14 protein-coding genes are annotated in these 24,015 nt (G+C 40.7%); all 14 read right to left on the minus strand.

What is annotated here, in order from left to right; all coding sequences use genetic code 11:
- Positions 1 to 274: 274 nt before the first annotated feature.
- Positions 275 to 3,790 carry a filamentous hemagglutinin N-terminal domain-containing protein gene (locus BV372_RS12990; RefSeq protein ID WP_086686920.1) on the minus strand — a complete coding sequence of 1,172 codons (3,516 nt, stop codon included), beginning with the start codon at positions 3,788 to 3,790 and terminating at the stop codon, positions 275 to 277.
- Positions 3,791 to 3,820: 30 nt separating this feature from the next.
- The gene (locus BV372_RS12995) at positions 3,821 to 6,229 is read right to left on the minus strand and encodes a DUF11 domain-containing protein (protein WP_143845093.1); all 2,409 of its coding nucleotides are present in this window, start codon (positions 6,227 to 6,229) and stop codon (positions 3,821 to 3,823) included.
- Positions 6,230 to 7,157: 928 nt separating this feature from the next.
- Complete coding sequence (locus BV372_RS13000; protein ID WP_086686922.1) at positions 7,158 to 8,321, minus strand: glycosyltransferase family 4 protein; 1,164 nt, start codon at positions 8,319 to 8,321, stop codon at positions 7,158 to 7,160.
- Positions 8,322 to 8,557: 236 nt separating this feature from the next.
- Complete coding sequence (locus BV372_RS13005) at positions 8,558 to 9,988, minus strand: glucose-6-phosphate isomerase (protein ID WP_086686923.1); 1,431 nt, start codon at positions 9,986 to 9,988, stop codon at positions 8,558 to 8,560.
- Between the two features lie 168 nt (positions 9,989 to 10,156).
- The gene (locus BV372_RS13010; RefSeq protein WP_086686924.1) at positions 10,157 to 11,092 is read right to left on the minus strand and encodes a glycosyltransferase family 2 protein; all 936 of its coding nucleotides are present in this window, start codon (positions 11,090 to 11,092) and stop codon (positions 10,157 to 10,159) included.
- Positions 11,010 to 12,296: a glycosyltransferase family 4 protein gene (locus BV372_RS13015; protein ID WP_086686925.1), complete on the minus strand. Its 1,287-nt coding sequence runs from the start codon at positions 12,294 to 12,296 to the stop codon at positions 11,010 to 11,012. The genes BV372_RS13010 and BV372_RS13015 overlap by 83 nt, the downstream gene beginning before the upstream one ends.
- Positions 12,297 to 12,543: 247 nt before the next feature.
- On the minus strand, positions 12,544 to 13,500 hold the full coding sequence (locus BV372_RS13020) for a glycosyltransferase family 2 protein (protein ID WP_086686926.1): 957 nt from the start codon (positions 13,498 to 13,500) through the stop codon (positions 12,544 to 12,546).
- A gap of 162 nt (positions 13,501 to 13,662) precedes the next feature.
- Entirely contained in the window at positions 13,663 to 15,501 is a 1,839-nt protein-coding gene (gene hepA / locus BV372_RS13025; RefSeq protein WP_086686927.1) for a heterocyst formation ABC transporter subunit HepA, read from the minus strand.
- A 63-nt stretch (positions 15,502 to 15,564) separates the two neighbouring features.
- The gene (locus BV372_RS13030) at positions 15,565 to 16,509 is read right to left on the minus strand and encodes a hypothetical protein (protein WP_086686928.1); all 945 of its coding nucleotides are present in this window, start codon (positions 16,507 to 16,509) and stop codon (positions 15,565 to 15,567) included.
- Between the two features lie 146 nt (positions 16,510 to 16,655).
- Positions 16,656 to 17,396 carry a heterocyst development glycosyltransferase HepC gene (gene hepC / locus BV372_RS13035; protein WP_086686929.1) on the minus strand — a complete coding sequence of 247 codons (741 nt, stop codon included), beginning with the start codon at positions 17,394 to 17,396 and terminating at the stop codon, positions 16,656 to 16,658.
- 915 nt (positions 17,397 to 18,311) lie between these two features.
- Positions 18,312 to 20,537, minus strand: coding sequence for a polysaccharide biosynthesis tyrosine autokinase (locus BV372_RS13040; protein WP_086686930.1), 2,226 nt, complete (start codon positions 20,535 to 20,537; stop codon positions 18,312 to 18,314).
- Positions 20,538 to 20,679: 142 nt separating this feature from the next.
- Positions 20,680 to 21,780, minus strand: coding sequence for a glycosyltransferase (locus BV372_RS13045; RefSeq protein ID WP_086686931.1), 1,101 nt, complete (start codon positions 21,778 to 21,780; stop codon positions 20,680 to 20,682).
- A gap of 237 nt (positions 21,781 to 22,017) precedes the next feature.
- Positions 22,018 to 23,331 (minus strand): NAD(P)H-dependent oxidoreductase, encoded by a 1,314-nt coding sequence (locus BV372_RS13050; RefSeq protein WP_086686957.1) that lies wholly within the window; start codon positions 23,329 to 23,331, stop codon positions 22,018 to 22,020.
- A gap of 122 nt (positions 23,332 to 23,453) precedes the next feature.
- Positions 23,454 to 24,008 (minus strand): dTDP-4-dehydrorhamnose 3,5-epimerase, encoded by a 555-nt coding sequence (gene rfbC, locus BV372_RS13055; RefSeq protein ID WP_086686932.1) that lies wholly within the window; start codon positions 24,006 to 24,008, stop codon positions 23,454 to 23,456.
- Positions 24,009 to 24,015: the final 7 nt, after the last annotated feature.

The raw sequence follows: 24,015 nt of genomic DNA on the forward strand, positions 1-24,015 counted from the left end.
CTTATTAAAAAAAGCCATAAAACCTGTAATTTTCTTTTTAAGAGAAAACCAAAACGTTGGAGCAATATTTCTTTATATATAATTTTATAATGGTTATTCATAGTTCTTTTTTCCATGTCTATCCTAAATAATTTGTGAAAATTATTTAGTACTGTAGGGTGGGCATTGCCCACCATATCCGGGTTTTGGTAAGCATTGCCTTTATATTTCTTTTCCTGTGAGCTTTTATCTGTATGCGCGAAACAAAAAAATCTAGATGAACTACATTAAAAGCTCATGAATGCTTACAATTAAAACTTTTCTGAGGTGAGCTTTCTTGAGGTAAAGATGCCACTAATTCAACTTCTCCTTTTGCATTAATTATCCAATCTGTTGCTGCCACAATTAACTGTCTTGGTTGAGGCAAAAAATTACTTGCTTGATTGCGACTTTGTGTAGTTGTAAAATCTCGCATATCAGACAACAGAGTTTGACTGCGAATAGTTGCGGTCGGATCTGCTGGTAAGCCACCTCTTCCCGTGATGGTGAACGAGTTACCTTCAGTTGCGGCACAACTAGCAATTACCCGATTGCGCGGATCGTTCGGTTTTTCTGGTAATGTTAGCAATCCCGCACTGCGATTCACTTCTGGATTATTAATCGATACAGTTCCCGAAACGCCGAACTGAGAACTGGCTGTAATATCGCTCCCAGAGGTAAGTTGCTGTTGAAACTGAGTACCAAAAAGACCTATGGCTGTAATATTGACATTGCCACCACGACCGAAGAAAGCGTTGGCTGTAATATCACTATTTTCTGTCGGCACAGCAACAATAAAATTTGTGTCTATTTTAATGTTGCCGCCATCACCACCTGCGCCAGCATTCCCTGCCGTTGTAGAAATGCGACTTCCACGGCGTAACAATAAAAAATCTTTTAAATTTAGAGCAATATTACCGCCATTAGTGCTGGCTGTTTCCGCAGAAATTAGAGACTGGTTGTCTAGGGTGAGTTTGTTTGCCTGAATCTCGATATTGCCACCAATCCCACCACCTTGGCTATTAACGGAAATGGTTGCACCATCCTTGATCTCAACAAGTTCAGGATCGATGAATATATTGCCACCATTACCAGTAGAACCTGGAGTGGTATTGGACAACAGACCTGTATTTGTACCTGAAAGGAAGACTCTATCCTTCACTTTGACTACTATATTGCCTGCATCTCCTCCACCTTCAGTCAAAGCTTCTAATTCTGCGCCATTGGTAATAGATAAAAAGGGTGTCGTAATTTGCAGCGTTCCGCCTTTTCCTGTTGCACCCTCTAAAGTGCTGACAAAAGCACCGCTAGGCTTAAAAGGTTGACCAGGATTACCATCGAAGGCAACTGATTCACTAGCATTGATAAAAATATTACCTGCATTACCTGAAGCAATAGTGCTAGCACTGATACCAGCACCATTTTTGACAGAAAGCTGCCTTGTTTTGATGTCAATTACATTACCTTGACCCTGGGAACCAGGTAAAACTTCACTAATAATGCCGCTAGGAATCACCACTGGTTGAGGAAGATTTGAGTTTGAGAGTAAAATTCCCCCATCCATCACAATGGATTTTGCTGCATTTACCTCAATTCTGCCTGCATTGCCACGCCCTACAGTAGTAGCTCGAATTTGCCCTCCCTGTTGCAGCAATAGAGAGCCAGTTTTAATTTTAATGATGCCACCATTGCCTTGAGCGGTAGGAAAGACAATGCTACTAAAACCACTAAAAGCCCCAATATCAGAGGTTCCGGTGAGGGCGATCGCATCCGCAGCATTAACTGTAATATTACCAGCGTTGCCTAAACCTTCTGTTTGCGAAAATACCTGACCACCATTGGTTGCTAAAAAGTTCTTCGTATTAATCTCGACATCGCCAGCATTTCCACCATCTGCGCTTAAGGTTTGACTTCCTAATCTAAAGTTATTTAAATAAATTGCATCAGCATTAACGATGACATTACCAGCATTACCACCACGAGTAATATTTGATAATTCTGCTTGGTTTGCTTCTAAGGTATTAGCGGTAATGATTAACTTCCCACCTGGGCCTGTTGCACCTTGACGCAAATTACTTTGTACATAATTACTTAGAGAAATCAACGGTGCATTAAGTGTCACATCACCACCTTGACTAGAACCGTAGGCGGCACTTTCGATATATGAATCTCCTAGAGGCGCTGGTTCTTGAATAATCGCTGTTTGACTCTTGAAGGTAATGCTTCCCCCAGATGAACCGTAGGAGAAAATTTGAGATCCAGATGGCATGAAAATATCATCTTTAGCTAACAGTGTGATATTTCCACCGGGATTGGAAAACGAGAAAGTAGAAAAATCGACACCAGAAGCATCAATAAAGTTGGGGGTGATAATTTTTCCTCTTGAGTCAATTACAATGTCACCACCGCCGGAAACCCCAGCAAATGTCCCCAAAAGAGATTTAACAGTAATATCACCCGATAAAATAGGATTAGGTTGATATTGATTGGTTAAAAAAACCAACCCTCCCTGATTAATAATTTGATTGATGGTGATATTAGCACTGCTAGGATTGCCATTTATGTTAGGAGTAGAAGAAAAAACAAATGAATTTCCTGTAATTCCTGGTGGGTTGAAAACGGTTGTTCCGGCTCTGATATCAACAGTAGGTTTTACACTACCATTAATAGGAACTTCCGTTACGCCATCAGCAAGCGTGACTGTTTCGTTAATAAAGTTTGTGGTGTCGGGACTGGTAATAGTTAAACTGTCAATTGTAACGCTGCCACCTGCAAAAATATGGATAGAAGCCCCTGTATAACTATTAAAACTCACATCTCCACTTGCCCGAATAATCGGGTCATCGGTGCTAGCTAAATCTCCGCCATTACCATTCATTTGTTCGAGGCGAAAATTACCATTACTAAAAAATTGCGCGTTCCCACCAATAGAATTAGCTGAACGCAACAGCATATTTTCACCAGCAAAGAAGCCACTAGCGGGATGATTTAAGGCAAAGATGTCGATTTTATTGCCTTGGACTAATAGTTGTTGTCCAGCCGAGGCGATAAACGGGTTATTGAAGCTATCGCGCACTTTTACAGTGTCGCTAGCTTGCAGAGTTAAATTATTACCTGCTTGCAACTTTCCTTGTAAGTCAAGATTTTGACCAACTAAAGTCAAGTCTTTCCCTACAGATAAGTTACCAGAGTTAGCGATGGCTTTGCCATCACCTCCAGCGAACGCACTTTGAGGAGGTAACCAACTATCTAACCCCAAAGGCTGGTTGATAGTTAGTAGGGAAGGCGTTTGTGGGTTTTGGGTACTAAATTTTTCACCGTTCTCTAATCGCAGGCTGTTGCTGGTGCTAGCGAAAAACGAACCGGAGATATTTAGGCGTGCATTTTGTCCGAAAATAATGCCATTAGGATTAATCAAATATAGGTTAGCACTACCTAAAACCCCTAACGTACCGAAAATCTTAGAGGCTTGATTTCCTGTGACTCTTCCCAGGATATTTTCAATTCCAGAAGGATTCGCAAAATAAACTCGTTGCAGATTACCAATGTTGAAATCTTGGAAACTGTGAAACAGATTACTACCCCGAATTGCCCCACCATCAATGCGGTCTATCAGATCGCCTTGCTTTGGAATATTCGGGGTAACAATCGAGCTTTCAGTTCCTAAACTATTGTCAGGGATAATCTGTGCAAATACACCTGTAGTTAAGCCTAGCGTACAGGCGATCGCTCCACTGCTTACCAAAATTTCGATCAGCTTGTAGTGCACCATCTGTTAGTTGCTTCACTGTGGAAAATCGAGTTAAAAAATAAAATCAGCTATATTAACCGCAGTGACTCCTGTGAGAGTGATGCTACCACCATTTAAAGAGGTGAGATCTAAATTTAGATTACAATTGTTCAGCGAAGCGAGTTTATCCTTGGCATTGATAACACCATCACTATTACTGTCCAAAGTGCCTTTAGTTAGAATCAGTTGGCTGAGGTCAATTTTGTCTTGATATTTACAAAAGTCGCTAATGGTATCGTTACCAAACTTAGCACCAAAGATGAACCGATCCTTTCCTCCATCACCAGTTAACCAATCATCACCTCTACCACCAGTAATCAAATCATTGCCACAACCGCCACAAATCGTATCATTGCCATCGAAACCAGATAAAGTATCACCACAATTTCCGCCTTTAATTACATCATCAAAACGAGTGCCAATAATCGTATTGCTGGCATTTTCATTACCTCGCAAAGTAAAAACCGGAATTGGATTGGAAACAATCAGATTTTGGAAGGAAAAATCCAGGTTCGCCCCACTTTTTTTGGATGCGAAAGTCACTTGATTCACATTACTATCAATCGTAATGCTGGAAACTAACCAGTTATTTTTATAACCGCCTAATTCTTGCAATCGGGTGTGAATTTTACCATCTCCATTAGAATCTAATATTTTAATGTTGACTCCAGTAGGAATGGTAAAATTAAAAGAATTGAAGGCAGCTTGTAAGTCAGTAAAGAATGAACCCTTGGACTTGCTGTTACTATCAGTAAGAACTACACCTTTATCCGTCACTAAGAGATTGACAAAATTGTTGATTCCTGGAGTAAGTTGACCCGCATCAAAGGTTAGGCCTTCTGTTTGAATGCCATTATTGAAAGTAAATAAACCGTTAGCATAATGGTCACGACTATAAACACCATCTTGAACAAAAGCAGCAAGTGCGTTGATGACTGCTTGTTCATCTTGAGTGTTGGCTAAATTTCCATCAGATCCTAAATTATTCCAAGCCGCTAAATCAGCTAAATAGTTGGGATCGGTACTTTTAACCCACGTTGCTGTAAATCCTGCAATACCTGTATTACCATTTGGTAAAAATTCTGATTGATTATAGTAAGGATAACCGAGGCTTATAGAACCAAAATCTGGGTCGGGATTAAGGAAAAAAGAGCCATTAGAATTGTTGGGATTATTGAGATTTTCAACAGAATAAACTTGAAATGGCTGTCCGTTATTTAATGTCCCCTGAAGTTTATAAGTAGAGACATCTAACCTACTATTTGCTGCAATTGTGCCGGAATTCAGATTTTTTCCGTTGACGGCAACAATTTCGGCATTATTAGTAACATTTAAAAAGCCGAAATTTACTCTATCTTGACTTACGTCTTTTTGAACATTGTAATTAAGAAAGAATGTCCCATTAAAAGGGGTTTCATAGTATTCAGGCAGATCTGTATTTATATCACTTGTGTCAGGATTAATCGTTCCTAATCTGCCTGACAAATTAATAGGAGTAATGTAATCATTACTGACTTTAGCATTGACGGTAATGGTTTTTGATTTACCTGAGGCAATATTGTTAAATAAAACCTCGACTGTTTGCGCATTATTATCCGTGTCAATACTTGTGCCACCATCAAGATTAGAAAAACTGACGAAATCTAGTCCAATAGGCAGCTTTTGCCTGAGATCGTCAACAATTTTTACTTCTTTGGCATTAGCAAAACCATTATTACTTACAGTAATCGTAAAGCTAACATTATCGCCAGGAAGTGCAATAAACTGATCTGCTATGCCATCTCCGTTGTTATCAATGGCTTGTTTAAGATTGGTAAATGATTGTTGATTAACAAGGGTAAATTTTGTGTCTAAAGCCAGCTTGACGACAGGTGCAAGCACACTTGTATAGTCATCTTCAGTCGGTTTGTGATTATTGACAACTGAATCTGGGTCTTTCTGATTAGCCGCAATAATTTCTGCAACATTGGTGTAAGCAGAAGCGCTAGCTGCTTTCAGAACTGTACCCGTCAGAGTCAAGGTTGCATTACATCCTGATGCGAGACAACCAACATTCCATATACCAGTTTTGCTGTCATAACTTCCAACATTAGGTTGAGCACTGACAAAGCTAAAACCAGAAGGTAGTAAATCTTTTATTTTCACCCCTGTTGCATTGGCTGAACCGCTATTCTTCAATGTCAGGGTAAAAATAGCTTGATTGCCTACTAATAAGGAAGTATCAGATATCTTTTGGCTAAGTGATAAATCAGCTAGTAAAGGTTTACACTTACCTTTATCTCTACCTTTTGATGAAAAATCAAACTTTTGGGAACGATGAGATGAATCAGAGAATTTAGAACTTTGATTAGTCATAAGAACTATTGAGTGAGTCAGCGCCAATATTTCCCAGCATGAAGCATGGGTAAAAGAAAAAGTCAAGAGTGATACCCTTCACCCTTCACTAATTAACTAAAAGTATCCTTAGAAATCTCGGTTACCCAAGCAAAACCTACCTAACCTTTGAGGTAGGTTTTGCTTTGCAGTACGTGGATTTGAAACCCTCAATTTTTTGTTAGTCCGTGTAAGCGAAAAGAGTTTGATCGAGAGCAAATTATATTTACTCCTTAGTTTGCAAATATCCGCTTACTTGGATGTTAATAACAAAATTTTATAAATATCCTCGTACTCCTCAGACATCCTCTAAAAAGTCTTGTGAGATCTCCCTAGAAATCTTGGGAAACAAAATACACAAAATTAGTATTTTTTAACATAAAAATACTAAAAAAATTGGATATGTACAAGGCTTTATATGAAGTGGTGCATTCATAATAGGCACACAAAAAATACTCTTTTTAGTTATTAAAGCACAATGTAATGTAATTCTAAAAATTTAGATAATATCTTTAAAGAGACTGTTTAACAGGATGTTATATAAAAAAAATGTTAAGTAGTTAGTTTTGGCAACACAAGTATGTATACCAAATTATTTATCTATTGAAATCACCTCTAAGGCTTATGCAGTATGGATAAAGAGAAAAATTAATTTTGTTGAGTAACTAGCTCTTTATATTACTTTGGGAAGAGAAAAATCTGTTCTTATTGAAAACTTCATATTGATGAAGCAGTGCTGAGTAAGCGAATGTAATATCGGCGAAACCTGCCGATATCACTTATTGCTGAGTCCGCTGGCTCTAGACTATGTACTCAACACTACTGAATGCAAGTTTCCTTGTCTGCGCTCTTTAATTATTTGTTGTTATCCCATTTAGGAAACACAACATATTTAAAGAATCAGAGAAAAAGCTGTGGCATCATCCGAAAATTAGCTTTTTTCTCAAGTTAAAGGAATAGTATACGTTACGACTTCTCAATTAAAAGTTGATTGAGTGGTAGTATCAACTGCTAACCTTTTAGGCACATCGGACACAGCAGAACGAACTACATTAATAAAGTTTTGGGCGTAACGTTGCGTTGAAAAATCGAGAGCGCGTTGTCGTGCTGCTACTCCGATAGTATGGGTTAATTCTGGATCTTCCAGATAGCGGAGAATGGCGATCGCTAATGCATCCGCATCACCGTAAGGTGTTAGTAGTCCATTGACACCATCTGTAATAATTTCTGTGGGACCGCCAGCATTACCAGCAATCACAGGTTTACCAAGTGCCATCGCCTCAATAATTACAATACCAAATGGCTCTTTGTCGGAAGCGTGTACAAAGATATCCATCGCCTGCGTCCACTCAGGAACATTGCGCTGTAACCCAACCATAAAAACGCGATCGCTCAAGCCCAAAGCTGCTATTTGCGTTTTTAAGAAGCCTTCATAATCAGGTTCTAAATCGTGCTTACCGCCAACGACTACACAGTGAGCATCAGGATATTTCTGCAAAATTTGCGGCATTGCATCTACTAAAACATGCATTCCCTTCCATGTTTGCAATCGCCCCACAATCCCAATCAAAGGCCCGTGGATCGGTAGGCCCAACTTCATCCGCGCTTCCATTGGCGAAGGAAGAACATTAGGCTCGAAGCGGTCTAAAGCTACACCTGGATATACCAGAGGCGTTGGTCTATGAGGCCAAATCTTTGCCTGCGCTTCCTGACCATCTTGAGAGAGAGTTACGATCGCACGAGCAGGTAATAACGTCGCCAGCCTCACCAACCAAGACTTACCATCCGGTACTTCTAGTTGATACCACACAGCAGGTAATCCAGCTGCGATCGCGGCCATTCCTCCATAGATATGAGTAATCCACATCCAGTTGGCGATCGCATCTACATGTTCGCGCCTAGCGATCAAAGCTATCTGAAAAACCGTACTAATCAAACGGTGAACTTGGCGCAGGCGACCACTTGCAATCACTCTTGTATCAATACCGAGCGACCTTACTTGTTCTACCATTGGGCCGTCTTCTAAAAATATCGCCAACCATTCAATACCCGCTTGTCGCCCTTGTTGCATTAAATCCCAAAACATCATTTCACCGCCACCTCTTTGTTCAGCCAGCGGCATAATTGCAATAACTTTCATAATGTTGACCTTAATTTAAATGAAATAGATTGTCATAAAGGGCGAGGCAAACTCGCTCCTAAAAAGCTCACGATAAACGAGTTTTAGATTTTAGATTTTAAATTTCGGATTGAACCTTCAAAATTACAAGAGGTCTACAAGCAGCAAATTTATTTGTAGAATTAATCAAAAATCAAACCTCAGCGAATATTTGATTTTCGATTATATTCTCCAATCCAAAATCCAAAATTATTTGGCTATTTAATTCCTTGATGCTGATAATATTTATGTGCTGCCATAGCCATAGCAAAAAATCCCCAAAGGATCATACCCGCCACACTCAGCATCCCGCTACCAATAATTAATTGAGAACAAGCACTTATCCCAATCGCACGGGAAGCACTGACAAAACTATCAAAACGACCTTCACTATACTTACTAACATTAACAATCAATAAAATCAAACCGCCTAAATAAGGGATAGCGCCAAACCAGCCCAAGGTGAAAAACATATCTAAAACGCCACTATCAATGACGAATACTTCAATTTGCCCTGTTTTTTCATTAACCTTCCAAATATTTCCTAAACCGTTACCTAGCCCATTGGAAAGCGCAATACTCAGGTTTCGATCATAGCTTCCCGATCTATCTTTAAAGCTGCTATCTTTTTCCAGATTAGAAAAAGTTTCAAAACGAGTAGCCACAACTTTAGAAATTGGCTCAATAGTAATTAGTGGTACAACACAAAGCGCCATCACCAAAATAATAGTAATTAAGCGCATTTGAATTTTGGCTTTAACTGAACCTAAAATGATAATTACTCCTAACAGCCAACCACCCCAATTAGTCCGGGCTTGTGCTAATAAGAATGATAAATAACCAACAGCTGAAGCAGGAAAAATTAAAAATCCAGTTCTCGTAAATAACAACAATAAACCAGCTTGCATCACAGAGCCAAAAGGCCCAACTGAGTGCAGCGTACTCCATACACGCATCCCAAAAGGTACAGGATCTCCAGAACTGCTAAACATTTTTGACTCTATAAGCCAGTATCTATCCCACTCTGGAGCAACCACAAATTGATATACACCATAAGCTCCAAGAATTAACACGCACCAAAGAAATGTGCGCTGAATATGATCGCGATAGCTAGGATAATCTCGCCAATTCGTGAATAAATGAAAAGCAAAAATAATCGGACTGAGCCAATCTAAAAGACCACGTGCTACAGGAACAGGTGCATTATAAATTAGACCAACTAGAAAACCATAGAACACTCCAATAAAAGCTAAAAGAAAAGGTAAACCTCCTTGGCGTAGGGTACTAGGGAGGTAGCGTAAGAAGGTTCCTATAGTCACAAAAACTACTAAATAGGGTGCGATCAGTATCTGACGAGTAGCGTCCCAACCAACCCGGTAGTCTATCAAGCGGGAAACTAAGGGTGTGAGAAACCAAATCCACCAGGTAAAGCCGATGTAGAGAATCGGATGGCGTAAATATAGAAATAAACCTACTAGTAAAGCTGTTGCGGGAAAAACTAAACGCAACATCGCAGCTGCACCAGCAAAATAGCAAACTATTGTTAGTAGTATGAAACCCAAGATTACCATCCAAGCCTGTGCTGCTTGATCCTGGGGAGAAAAGTTTTGTTGTAAAACACTATTGAAGAGTATCTGCTTAGAAGTCATTCAATTTTAGATTTTGGATTTTTGATTATAGAAATTATTCTTTGCGCCTCTGCGTGAGATTCTTTTAAGCTTGTTGAGTACACGAAAGAATTATGGAACCACAGATGTAGACACGAAGTGGCTTCCCGCAGGGTACACAGATGAACACAGATGAATTGTAGTGAATTTTTAATTTTGACTTTTGAATTGCCGATGTGTTTGCCATCCGTGCCAACGACCGCGCAAAGATGCCCAGCATTTTTTACCTGCCAATTGACCTTGACTAGGCAAAAGTCTCAGCCATTGCACTAAGCCTAAGCTATCCCTTGTGCCTACTAATATTGCCCATAATAAAAAGACCGCACGGCGAAAAAGCGGCAAATATTCTAATAAAACTAAAGTTTCATTATGGACTAAGTTAATAAAGGCAATTTCATTAAAATTATTTCGCTGGTCTTCATCAAAACGTTGTGCTGGGTAGTGATCTACTGCTACTTGAGGATCGTAAATTAGCTTCCAACCAGCCTGCTTTAACGCTAGGGTAAATGCCATTTCAAAATGTACTTGTGCCCCTGTACCGCGCATCCGTTCATCAAAACGCAATTGTGCGATTGCTTCTTGGCGAAAACTCATGTTCACGCCTTTGAGAACATCGACTTCACGAGGTTCTCCCACTCCTAGATGATGGTTACCTATCACCCGTCCAAACCATTGCAATTTACCAACTATCTGCCGGGAGTCATCTATTACCTTGTTTCCTTGATGTACCCAATCACGCCCACCAACACCACCAATGCGGCGATCGCAGATAAAATGAGCGTTGATTTTCTCTAACCAATCAGGGTGAGGCACTGCATCATCATCTGTAATGGAAACAATGTCTCCTTCTACTGCGGCTAGTCCGGCGTTAAGAGCTGCTACTACCCCAGGTACGGTGACTTTGACGATATGCAGTGGCAGGTTGTGCGGTGAGAATTGGGCGAGAAATTCCCAAGTTTGGGCATCTATATCGCGAACAACTACTATTACTCGATCGACTGGTTTAGTTTGCGCCTGTAGTGCTAAAAGGCAGCGTGAGAGATCTAGAGGACGGCGATAGGTGGGGATGAGAACAGTGTTCTTCATTCTTGATTAACTCCTCAAATAGATCCACATAAGTTTGTGCCATCGTATTCCAGCTATGTTGTTCAGCGACAGAACGAGCTGCTTTACCCATTTGCTGCATCAAAGCGCCATCGTTTACTACAGACAACAACGCTGCTACTAAAGCATCAATATCATCTGAATCGGACAAAACTACCCCGCATTCTGGTGTCACCAATTCTGCACCCCCGGTAGCAGTGGCGGTAATGACAGGTAAACCAGAGGCGAGGGCTTCTAATAATACGAGGGTGCAAGCTTCATAACGGGAAGGAAATACAAATAAATCTGCAACCCGCATAATTGCGGCGATATCACGTCGATAGCCTAAAAAATGTACTCGCTCACTTAACCCTAAAGAGGCTGCTAGTTGAGGGAAGGGGCTACCTTCAGTGCTACCAACCACCGCTAAATGTAAATTGGGAACTTTTGCTAAGGCATATAAAACTGTATCTAAGTTCTTTCTGGAGGTGCGAATATCGCCAGCAAACAGGGCTAGAGGGACGTTTTCTGGTAGATTCCATGTTTGGCGAGCGCCTACACCAGGAGTAAACTCTTCTAAATCTACGCCGTTGACAATTACCTGAATTCGAGAACGGGGTACGCCAATATTTACTAATTCTTGCGCTACTTTCTCAGATACGGCGATGACTACTTTCGCTTGTTGAAAAGCCTGCTTCTCCCAATGGGCATTCAACGCAGTGTAAAGCCACTGGTACAAACCATAAGCACCGCGACGGGTACGGGAAATATGCACAGGCGTAGACGCAAAGCGGTGAGGGGGCCGCAGTCTTGGCGATTCCCGTCGATTGCGAACCCCCGAACCCGGAGGGCTTGTCGCTAGACATTGCAGCCAAGAACTGTGGACAAAATGTACAGCATTCACATCTGCTGAGTTCTTGGTAATCGCTCCATTGACTTTTACTAAATCAATATCAGCGCGATATTTTTGCAACCAATCTGCACTTTTTTTCGCAAATACGAAATTACGAATAAATTCTGTAGGGAAGCGTTGGACTGGAATCTCAATCCAATTAACTTGGCTATTCTCTTTTAATTTAGGTGCTACTTCACTTGCCAATAATATGAGGTGATGACCACGACGAATTATTTCCTTGGCAACCTCATAATTGACTCTTCCTTGACCATCACCTTTTTTAACTGTATGGGTAACAATGCAAATTTTCACACACCAACTCCTTGATAATTAGTTAATTATTAAACTTCTAATAAATATCCAAGATAAAGATATTTGGCACCACAGATAAACATAGATAAACACAGATAATTTATTGGTAAGAATTTTTGTGTTGCTATGATTTTTTTTTCATAAAATTGGCTTCTGTGAGGAGAAATAAAAGTAGGGTGGGCAATGCCCACGATATCCGTATTTTTGTGGGCTAAACTACTCATCCCGATCATTGCTTGGCTAAGGCTTAAATGATAAAACTGAGAGTCAGCGCAGCTAGAGTTCGCAAATTAAACTTCTGTTTGCTGAGTGCTTGCCAAAGATAAGGACGTGCTGCATCTGTCTGTTGATTTCGGATTAAGCCAATCCCTAAAGTTGTATTAGCTTCTAACCATTTCTTTTGAAAGTATGGCTTAAATTCTTGAAGTTTAGGATCTTCCATGAAGATTTGATAACAAAATAATTCGCTTTTAGCTTTACGAATTTTCGCTTGAATATCTTGAGAACCACTAAGCATGGTATCAGTTTGCTCATGGGCACGATATCGCGTCAATCTTTCTGGAGAATAGTAAGCTGCATAACCAGATATACAGCAAAGATAGGTTAAATATAAATCCCACATTCCACCAGCTTCTGAAGGAATATTATCCCAATCCACAAGATTATTACGAATTACACAAGCTGCGGCAGTGGGTATACTTTTATCTACTAACCCAATCTTAGCGAAAGATTTATAAACACCTTGTACCAGTTTGTGACGCTTGAAACCTCTTGTATTCTCTTCTGTACCAGAATAATTAATATTGCCTTGAAAGTCTATTATATATTGGTCACAAAAAGCGATAATCAGTTTGGAATTTACTTCTAATGGAGGTACAAGTTTAGCTAAAAAATCTTCGTTCCACACATCATCATCATGCAAGCTGGCAACATATTTACCTCGTGCCATCTTAAAGCCATGCATCTGATTAGCAATCATCCCTATATTTTGTGGATGTCGCCAAAATTGAATACGTGAATCTCCAAAAGATTCGACAATCGGTAGGGGATTTTCGGGACTACAATTATCAGAAACAATAATTTCAATATTTTGATAAGTCTGTTTAACTGCGCTGGCGATCGCTTGTTTAAGATACTCTGGTCGATTATAGGTAGGAATAATCACACTGACCAGAGGTTGTACTACTTCAGAGGTGCTAGACATAAGTTTAAGACATTAAATTTTCATGTCTATAAATAGAATGGGTTGTCAAGATATCTGTCATTTGTCATTGGTCAATAGTCAATAGTTATTGGTCATTTCTCCCTTGTCCCATTTCTCCCCACACTCCCCACACTCCCCACACTCCCCATATCTCCCTTGTCCCTACTCTGCTTGACCTCTTTGGTACTGTGTCTGGTGATATCTCCACAGCTTGCCTTGGCGAGCGAGTAATTCTTGATATTTGCCTTGTTCTACTATCCGCCCCTTTTCAATTACTACAACCTTATCTGCTTGAGCAATCGTAGAAAGACGGTGAGCAATGACAATCACTGTTCGTCCTACAGCAAAATTCTCTAAAACCTCTTGAATTGACTGCTGTGTAATTGCATCTAAAGCACTAGTGGCTTCATCTAAAATCAAAATTTCTGGTTTGCGCACCAAAGCACGCGCGATCGCAATTCTTTGTTGCTGTCCACCAGATAATTGAATTCCATCAGCACCCAAAATTGTGTTAAAACCCCCAGGCAATTTTTCGATAAATTCTAGTGCATTCGCCTGGCGGGCTGCTTCGTAAATTTCTGCTTCAGTGGCTTCAGGAGTACCGTAAGCAATATTATTGCGAATAGAGGTGTTGAAAATAAATGTTTTCTGACTAACTACAGCCATTTTGCGACGTAGCGAGTCAATGTCAAAATGACACAAATCAACTCCATCTAAGAGAATTTGCCCTTCTATAGGATCGTGAAATCTAGGAATCAAATCAGCAAGTGTACTTTTACCGCCACCAGTTTCTCCTACTAGAGCGATCATTTTTCCCTGCTCCATACTCAGGGTAATATTCTGTAGCACTAGACTGCCAGCTTCATAGCCAAAATCTACAGATACTATATCAATTCCTTGTCGCAATCCAGGGAACCGGATTTTGCCATTATGGAAGTAATCTTTATCCTCAGTTTTTAATAACTGTTTGATATTTTCTACCGCTCCGGCTTGGGTACTTAAAAAGGCGATAACTCCATTTAAATCTTGAATCATCGGCACCAAGCGAAACAGTACAAAGAAGAATGTCAACAATGAGGCAATCTTCATTAAGCCAGTTGTTATTGCCACAATAATCATCGCTACGAGAATTACTGTAGAGATACTTTCAGCAATCGGCCTGACTATTAAAGACAACCAATAAACATTTTTCCAAGCATTAACTACATTATGACTGGCTTGATAATACCGTTGCCGTTCAAAATCTATAGTAGAAAATGCATGAATTGTGCGGATGCCATCAATAAACTCTAGTGACCTAGAAGTAAAATTGTCGTTCGCTTTGGTGACAGCAAAACTGCGCTCACGAATATGTTTATTGAGAGTTGTAAGCCCTACAGCTAAAAGACTAAACAGTAAAATCGAAATTATTGAAAGCTGCCAAGAGAGGACAAATAAGGATAGAGAGTAGACGGCGATCGTTAAAGTTCTGGTGATGACAAAAGCCATCCCTCCAAAAATCTGTCTAATCCGCTCCATTTCACTGGTAAGACTATTAATTAGTTCCCCAGAGCTTTTCTTAGCAAAATATTTTAGACTTTGAGCCTGGAGTTGTTCAAATATCTGTTTACGAAGATTATCTACTAAGCTAATTTCGCTAAACTGAATACAGATTTGTGCTAAGTAGTTAAATCCTGCACGTATACAAGTTATAATTACAATTAATGTAGATACTCGAAATAATCTCTCATTAGCTGAACGGTTAATACCTAAAATGATGATATCAAACCAGTCAATTCCTGTTTTTACTGGTTCAGCATTAGGTGTAGTCAGGCTTTGGAGAAAGGCCAATAAAAAACCAAGTCCAAATCCCTCAAAGGTAACAGCACAGAGTGATAAAACTATTGCTAAAATTGCAACCCGAGGAAACTTTTTAAACTCTCGTAATATTAAGTAGTTATTTTGCCAAAAACTACTAGCTTCTAGAAATCTCCGAGTTGTTCGAGTGAGCTTGAAATACATAAAATGAGTTACAAGAGTCTTTCAATAAAACAAAGTCCAATCAAATTACACTGAAAAAGTGTTTTAAATTGGATGGCGATAAATGAAGCGACCAATAGCAGATCCACAAAGGATGGCAAATTGTTGTTGGAAAAATTTGGCTGAAGAATACAGTTGAATTGGTGTTTGACTGTGCCGCCAAAACAATTTATCTGTAATGGTAGGACGGCAACCTTCAAGAGCACTCATAATTAGGTTCTTGCGCCAAGGCTTAACGCTTGGTACTGTTGCATGAGACATAATCGTGCCGCCTGGGACAAAATCCATACCATCAGGTCCCACCGTACTCAGGGGATGAGTAGACACCATAAGCGCTAGGTTGAGGTAAGTCTGATCGCCATAGAGATAGGGGTAATGATGAAAACTGTTCTGGGCATACAGATCGTCGAAATCTGTGTATCCTGCCATCTCACCTAGTTCTATAAGCTTTTGCCAAAGTAAAAGAATAGACTTGCAGTTTTTATTCACACCAATAAAGCCACTATTAAAGTGATAATCTAATTGGCGATCGCAAACTAAGCCATTACTCTCGGCAAATTCTTTCCAAGCCAAGCGTCGAGGATGATTAGCCGGTACCTGATACCACGAGTCCCCACACAGCGCAATTCCCCGACTCACCCACTTCTCATAAAAATCCCAGGTACATTTATTAACGATGTCTGGATCAAAGTAAAATAGCGCATCCACATCTGGGCAGTAACTATCCCATAATAAGGACATAAAATCAGGCTTGTAAAAACCTAGATGCTTTCGGGTATTGAGTTTCACAAACCGAATTGCACAATCCTCAGCGATAGAAAACTCTTGATAACCCTTGCCTTGTTTGAGAGAGTTAGCCCAAGGCGGTAAGTCACCGCGATATCCTGCCCAAAACACACCACGAAAACCGTGATGATATAGAGAATTTGCCAAAACTCCCACACCATAGTGGTAGTCTTTTTCAAAAACAGTACAGATAGCCGTATTCATAGTCCTAGCGATCGTTAAATTAATTACTTTTTTGCACTTTTGCGCGAAACAAAAGCAAGAGACTTTTATGAGCAGGGTAAGCGCAACGAAGTATGAAAACTTTTTCCTTCCTTCTATCCTCAGCCTTCTGTTCTCTGCCTTTTTTTCTAAGATTCAGCCGGCTTAAACGTAGCTTCTACCTGCCATGAACCGATAATTTCTGGTACTGAGAGGCCATTCTCTGAACTTAAGCGCACTACATCTTCCAAAGCCCAACAATGCGATCGCATCAAACTTCTATCACCTTGGACTACATTCAATAACTGTGGGAAATTGTGTAGATTATATTTACCCATCCAACGTCCTAGAGGTGTAATGTTGTGCCCCTCAGTTGTGCGAAACTTGATTGCTCGAAACAGTTTACCGCGTTCTCCAACCTGCCACTCATGGGAGATAAATGACCCTGGCGAATAAACCTGCATCAGCAAAACCAGTCCCAGCATAACCGGACTTACTAAGAGTAGCAACACTAAAGCCACAATCCAATCAATTACTCGCTGCAACTGCTTGCTAAAAGAGTTACCTTGTTTTAGTCGCTGATTGCCAGAGGGTAAGCGGACGAATATTGGCTTATTAGCTTGTTCGCAGGCTTCAGCCCAAAATCTCAGCCAAGCTTCACCCAGTTTGGGATCGATGCTCACCAATTTGACTGGGGAATGTTTTAAGCACTCTACTAACAATTCTTCGTTATATAGAGAAGGCAAATATGGCTGTTTTACTTGTCCGGGAGATTTCACCAACAGCTGATCTCGTCGCCACAAAAGTTTGCAGTATGGGGAGCGATGATCTTGGTGTTGCTCAGGTAGCGTGTAGTGATTGTGTAGAGTTGGAATTATTGACGTAGTCATAGGTCTTGAGAATTTGTAGAGTAGTAGATTCTTGACCTGATATCAAAAGCTATCCCCGCCAAAAGCGCTAATCTGAATTGATAAACTTACTGAAGCGATCGCACATCTTAGATTTACAAAAAAATCTGATACTCAGTAGCTACGCAGAAATAGATCTGACTGGGAGGTTGGAGATCAGGGTAATTAGCGCGGTGTAGAAAATATCTATACCTATCACTCCATATTTATTTCCACTCACCAGATGCACATTTTGATAAATCTGTCAAAATCAGTCTACGCTTATCTTTTGGCCTTGTTTGAAGGGCTTTGATATCTAGAATATAAGACGCTTTAGGAATAAATCTTGACCAGAGAAAATCTTTATTTACTCTTTAAAGAGTACTTGGTTTCCCTAGACAATTATTAAGTTATCGTGAACTAGATGATTCAAGGGTTAATTAAGCTAAATAAAAAGCTTTTGTAGTGAGGAATCAAGTCCTCATTTCATGTCCGGCAAATTACTTGTGATATGTCATTGCGAGTGGAACGCAGCAATCGCAAGGGTTTGGAGATTGCTTCTCTGCGAAACGCTACACGTAGCTTGCTTCCTCGTAGGGGTACGCAATGACAATTGTTCAACCGGACATAATATCATACCATGTCCGCTAAATTAGTTGCGATATGTCCGCCGCGAGTGCAACGAAGTGAAACGTTCGCCGAAGGCGTTCTCGCAGAGTAGCAATCCCAACACCTTTGCGATTGCTTCCCTCCGGTCGCAATGACAAGTGTTTAACTGGACATGATATCAGCACAAATTTGATCGTTAATGTCCATTCAAACTGAGGTATTGTCTTCGTGTCTTCACGTGATATTAGGGCACAACTGCCGTTGTGCCCCTACGACCTACTTGCATTCATTCCAGCTAAGAAAAACCAGCTATTTTTCTACAGCTTGTTGTAATGCAAACCGTTGTGGCTTTGCATAGGGTACATATGTGCTGTGAGAGTTTGATACTCCATTTGCTACAACCCCAATTAGATTTAACTTGCTCAGCATGGCTGTAGCTTGGGCCATTTGGCTGCGAGTTACCCTACCAATGCTGGCCACCATAACTACACTGCGGCAAGATGAGGCTGTCAGCATGGCATCCACTAAGCCAAGAACTGGAGAAGCATCTACGAGTATCAGATCGTAATTTTCCTCAAATGTTGCCATCAATTGCATCATCCGGGGGGAACTCAAGAGATTAGCCGCATCAGTAGGTATTGGCCCTGCGGTCAAAATATCGATGTAGGAAGAGCCTGAGTATTGAATACTAATTTGGTTCGGGAGAGCGGCTTCACTTGTTAGTAGAGTTGAAAGTCCCTGATCGTTAGGCAGATTGAGCTGATTATGCAGACTAGGATCGCGTAAATTGGCATCAATCAGTAGTACCTTTTTGTGTAACCTGGCTGCACTCATTGCTAAACCTAATGCCAAAGCTGACTTACCCTCATCGGGTAAAGCCGAGGTGATCATCAAAGATTTCAAATTAGTAACAGAATTTAGCAGCTCAATATTTTTATAAATCAGATCTAGCGATTCCCAACGTGGAGGAGATTGCAGTACTTCAACTGTCCAAGGTGCAAGAACTTCTGGCTTACCAAAGGGCAACTTGATCATTGATTCTCTGGGTTTAGCAGGCGGTAACTTGGGAGTTATTCCCAACAATGGTAGAGCGACATGCTTCTCCAATTCCGCAGTAGTATGAACAGCATCATCAGATGCTTCCCGCATAAAGGCAGCAATGCCTCCCAACATTAACCCAACCACTGCACCCAACAAAAGGTTCTGCTGGAGATTGGGGCCCATTTGCATACCTTTTTGAGGTTCTTCAACAACCTCCCAGTTAAATCCGCCTTTAGAAAGTTCCTGCCGTAACTGCTGTTCTGCTCTCAACAGTTGTTCCAACCTTTCACGGCTAAATTGTAACTGCGGTAGTATGCGATTGTAATAAGCCAGCAATGGCGGGAAGCGTTTGAGTTCAAACCGCAAATCGTTCTCTTTTTGAGCCAAAGTTTGATCGCGAGCAGCTAATGCAACTATATTTGTCTGTGTTTCTACTAACTGACCAGCAAGGTTGAGGTCAATTTGGCCGAGTTGTCCTTGTTCTAGGAGATTTTCTCCAGCAACTGCACCAGCAGGTAGCCCACCTAAAGTTCTGCTGACTTCTTGTTGTAATAATTCCTTCTGTCCTTGAAGTTGTTCTTGCAACTTTTGCACGTTAGGAGTTTCATCTGTGAAACGCAAGCGTTCCTGTGATAGAGCTAGCTCGGTTTTTTGAATTTCGTTGAGTAAACCTTGATAGCGAGTAGATTGGCTCAGGCGAGAAGAAACAAGGGCATTCTGTGGAGAACGGTTAAGTTGTTCTTGCAAAGATTTTTGACGAGCTAAAGCTTCTTCGTATTGAGAACGAGTGGTGCGTCGTTCTTCCTGAAGTTTGTTTAAATTGTCTTCTAGTGCTTTTGCTTGGATCTCAGGATCGATTAAATTCTGATTTCTGCGAAACCTTTGGAGATTAGTTTCAGAAGCATTCACTTCATCACTTGCCTTCTTTAACTGATCTCTAATAACTTGCAGACCTTTTTGTAAACGTGAATCCTGCTGCTGCTTGTTATATTCCACATACACTTGGCGAATGGCAGCCAGAACTTTTTGCGTTTTGTCTGGGTCTTTACTGGTATATTCAACTTGGAAAATTTTAGTCAAGACATTATCATCTTTTGTCTTGATTTGATTTAAGACTAAAGAACTTTTAATCTCAGCTACAGTTATGTCTGGATAGTCTTGTTGAAGTTTATTAACTGCTTTTTGCAGGAGTCTAGAACTCTGCATCAAATTAAGCTGAGTCGCTGTGTCTATTTCAATGCTAGGTTCGGTAAATTGATTTTCTGTTGCGCCTGTTCCTGGTTTAACTTGATAGTTGGGTTCTACTAACAACTGCATTGAGCTTTTGTAAGTAGGCTGTGTCCTAGTAGTGATCAAACCCGCAAAAGTAATGGAAGTTAAAAAGATAAGTAAAAACCAAGGAAATCTGCGTACAAGTACGGCAAACATCTGTCCGTAACCCACTTCATTTTCGGGAGCCGGATTGAGGCTGGGATTTAGACTAGCTTGAACCACGTTGATTATCCTTCTCCTAATAAATCACCGAAACAGTGCCGAGTAATGAGTGCTGAGTAATATGATGTCCGGTAAATTACCGTTAATATGTCATTGCGAAGTTATGGGGTTTTACTCGTTACTCATAACTCTCTACTCAGCACTACTGAATTGATTGATGCATTCTCCAAGCTTGGTCAATAATTTGTTCGACTTTACTAAAGAATGCGTTTTCTGAAAAATTTGTCATTGCATGATTACGGATATTTTGATAATCCCAAGTTATTTGCCCTGCTTCTAATAATGCAGCTTGTAAGGATTCGGGTGTTTGTCTTTTAAAAAATACCCCTGTTTCTCTAGGTACTTGAGTATCTAAGACACCACCTGCTCCATAAGCAATAACTGGAGTACCGCTAGCATTAGCCTCTACTGGAACTAAGCCGTAATCTTCTAGGGCTGCAACGATCACAGATTTAGCTTTAGAAAACAAGTCTTTACGTTGGCGATCGCTGACATGACCTAAGAACTCAATATTATCTAATGCTTTGGATTTTAAGCGTTCTTGTTCTGGACCATCGCCTGATATTAATAATCGCCAACCTAGCCAATTAAAAGCTTCAATTATTATATCCAAACGCTTATAACTAATCATCCTAGCTGATGCCAGATAATATTCATCTTTGATATCAGAAAATACAAAATTACTGGTATCAATAGGATAGTTGACAACAATCGCTTTCTTTTGGTAAATATCTTGAATGCGGCGAGCAACAATGCTGGAATTAGCAATATAAAGGTCTGGTTCCTGCGCGTATTGCAGGTCTACCTTTCTCATCAATTGGAATACTTTCTCAATTAATGGTGCAAAATATCGATAATCTCCATATTCACGTAAATAAGTTTCTGTATCCCACAAGAAACGGGTGACATTATGACAAAAGCAAATATGAAGTGCATCTGGATGTTTTCTGACTGCTTTAGCAAAACTAGTGCTACTACTAATGATGAGATCGTAGCCTTGTAAATTCAAAGCACGAAAAGCGGGAAAATATAAGGGAGCTATCAATCGAAAATATCTGACTGCCCCCGGAATCTTTTGTAAGAAAGTTGTATTAACTATCCGCTCACCTAAATCAATTGTTTTTTGGTGATTGTACAAAGAAGTATAAATATCGGCTTCGGGGTAGCGCTTACAAAGCAACTCAAATACGCGCTCTGCTCCACCGCGCTGGGTTAAGTAATCATGGACTAGAGCAATTTTCATAATTTCAGTTAATAAGATAAGCCAGAGGGCAGATGGCAGAAGGGAAGATATTAATATCCTTTCTCTAAAATCTTGCTACACATAAATCTCAGCATCTTTGCGTCATTATCTGTTGCGACTTTTTTAGAGAATTGATATAAGACAATACGGTTCAGGGTATCGCCAACCAAAACCCTGATGTGTTAGGCACTGCCTAGTCTACGCCTATAACCTTCTGCCACCTGCCTTCTGCCTTCTTCAACTCACAGCAACGAGGGTTTTTTCTGTGGCGAAATAAGCGTTTTGTTCGGCTCGTAGTTGGTCACAAAGTCTACCTGCCGGCAATTCGACATCATCGTAGGTGAGGACTTGATCTTTAGGAATATCGCGTTTGAGGCGACATCCTTCAGCTAATCCCATCGGTAGGAGATTTTGCTGTTGAGCGATCGCAGAATTTTCGCATTGTCCGTAGGTCATGTAGTAGCCAATACCATCCAATGTTTCCCCGGCTTGCAAGTCAATTTTGGCAGTGGTAACTACATCTACTACCGGGCCTGCTAAGGGAGACATCACTGCATCTTGGAAGAGGACAGCACGGGCTACAGAAAGAGGAACTTCAAAATGACAGAGGTGGTAAGGGGTATAAAAGCTGTAAAGCGGGCCTTCACCTAGTTTGTACAAGTTGAGATAGTGGCGTTGTTTGGGGTCTTCGTGAGTTGCCAAGACAAACACCCCTGGCCCTGGTTTTGCGCCTACTACATAATCAACGATACCGCCCAGTTGCTTGAGCTGTTCAACGTCATACATATTGGTCATCTCATCCACATGACCGCTGAAGTCATATCCCAGCATTCCCCGCTGGGCTACTTTCATGCCTGTGGCGTTAGCAACGATCGCCTGCTCAAAGGAAATTTTACTACCATCGGCAAAGCTGGTTACCATGTGGGCTTTTTGACCCCAACGCTTGGCAAATGCTTCTTGAGTGGTGGGATTGCGATAAGGGTCTTGAAGTCCTTTAATGTTACCGCACAATAGCGGAGTTAGACCAATACTTTTGACAAAACGGTAGAGGTTCATTTCTACCCCAGGCTGATCGCCGTCGCAAGCGCTAAGAATCACGCCTGCTTTGTCAGCATAGACTTTGAGGATGGGGCCAATTGTGCCGTCGAGTTCGGCATTCATCATAATCACATGCTTGTGATGGGCGATCGCACTCATCACGATATGCGCGCCAAATTCCACCGCGCCTGTGACTTCTATCAAAGCCTCGATACCCTCAGCACGGCAGAGTAATTCCGCATCTTCTGTGACTGCATATTTACCTTGAGAGATCGCATCTTCTATTTCGGTGATATTTGCAACAATCTGAATATTTTCAATCCCTGCTTCTATATAAGCTTGCTTGGCAGCATCAATTTGGCGGTTGGAGATAGCAACTAACTCCATTCCGGGGACTGAGTTAATAATTTGATTGGCAATTCCTCGACCCATAAAGCCTGCACCAATCATCCCTACTTTGATAGGTCTACCTAACGCAGCACGGGCTTGTAAGGCGCGATCAATAATAATCATGAGTTTAATTCCTTTATTAATTTTATGTTTTTTGTTGTGAGCGATCGCTACTGACAAATTACTGTTTTTGCAAATGACTAATGACAGACTCGACGAAAAATCTCACAACTCTAATCAGATTGCTATAGACTCGCACCACCAACAGGTATCATGCTCAATAATGGCCAATTTAAATCTTTATCAGAAATTTCGGTAACTTCTAAAGGCCATTCAATGTTGAAAAATGGGTCATCATAGCGTAAACCTCTTTCATAACCTGGTGTATAAAATTCACCAACTTGATAGACAACCTCAGCGTCATCTGTCAGCGCTTGATAGCCATGAGCAAACATTTCTGGAACATACAAAGCGCGGTGATTGTCTGCGGTTAGTTCCACACCAATATGTGATAAGAAAGTGGGAGACTCAGGACGCATATCAATAATCACGTCGTAGATAGCGCCTTTCGTACAGCGAATTAATTTTGTTTCTGCTGCTGGAGAAAGTTGATAATGCATCCCCCGCAGTGTACCTTTTTTATAATTGAAAGACACGTTACACTGAGCGACTTTTGGCCTTAAACCATGTGTCATAAATTCTTGAGCGCAGAAACTCCGCGCAAAAAAACCACGACTATCTTGCTTTTTTTCTAATTCAATGATGAATGCGTCTTTCAGTTCGGTTTGGATGAAATTCATAGATAAC

This window comes from Nostoc sp. T09, from assembly GCF_002154695.1.
Lineage (GTDB): Bacteria > Cyanobacteriota > Cyanobacteriia > Cyanobacteriales > Nostocaceae > Aulosira.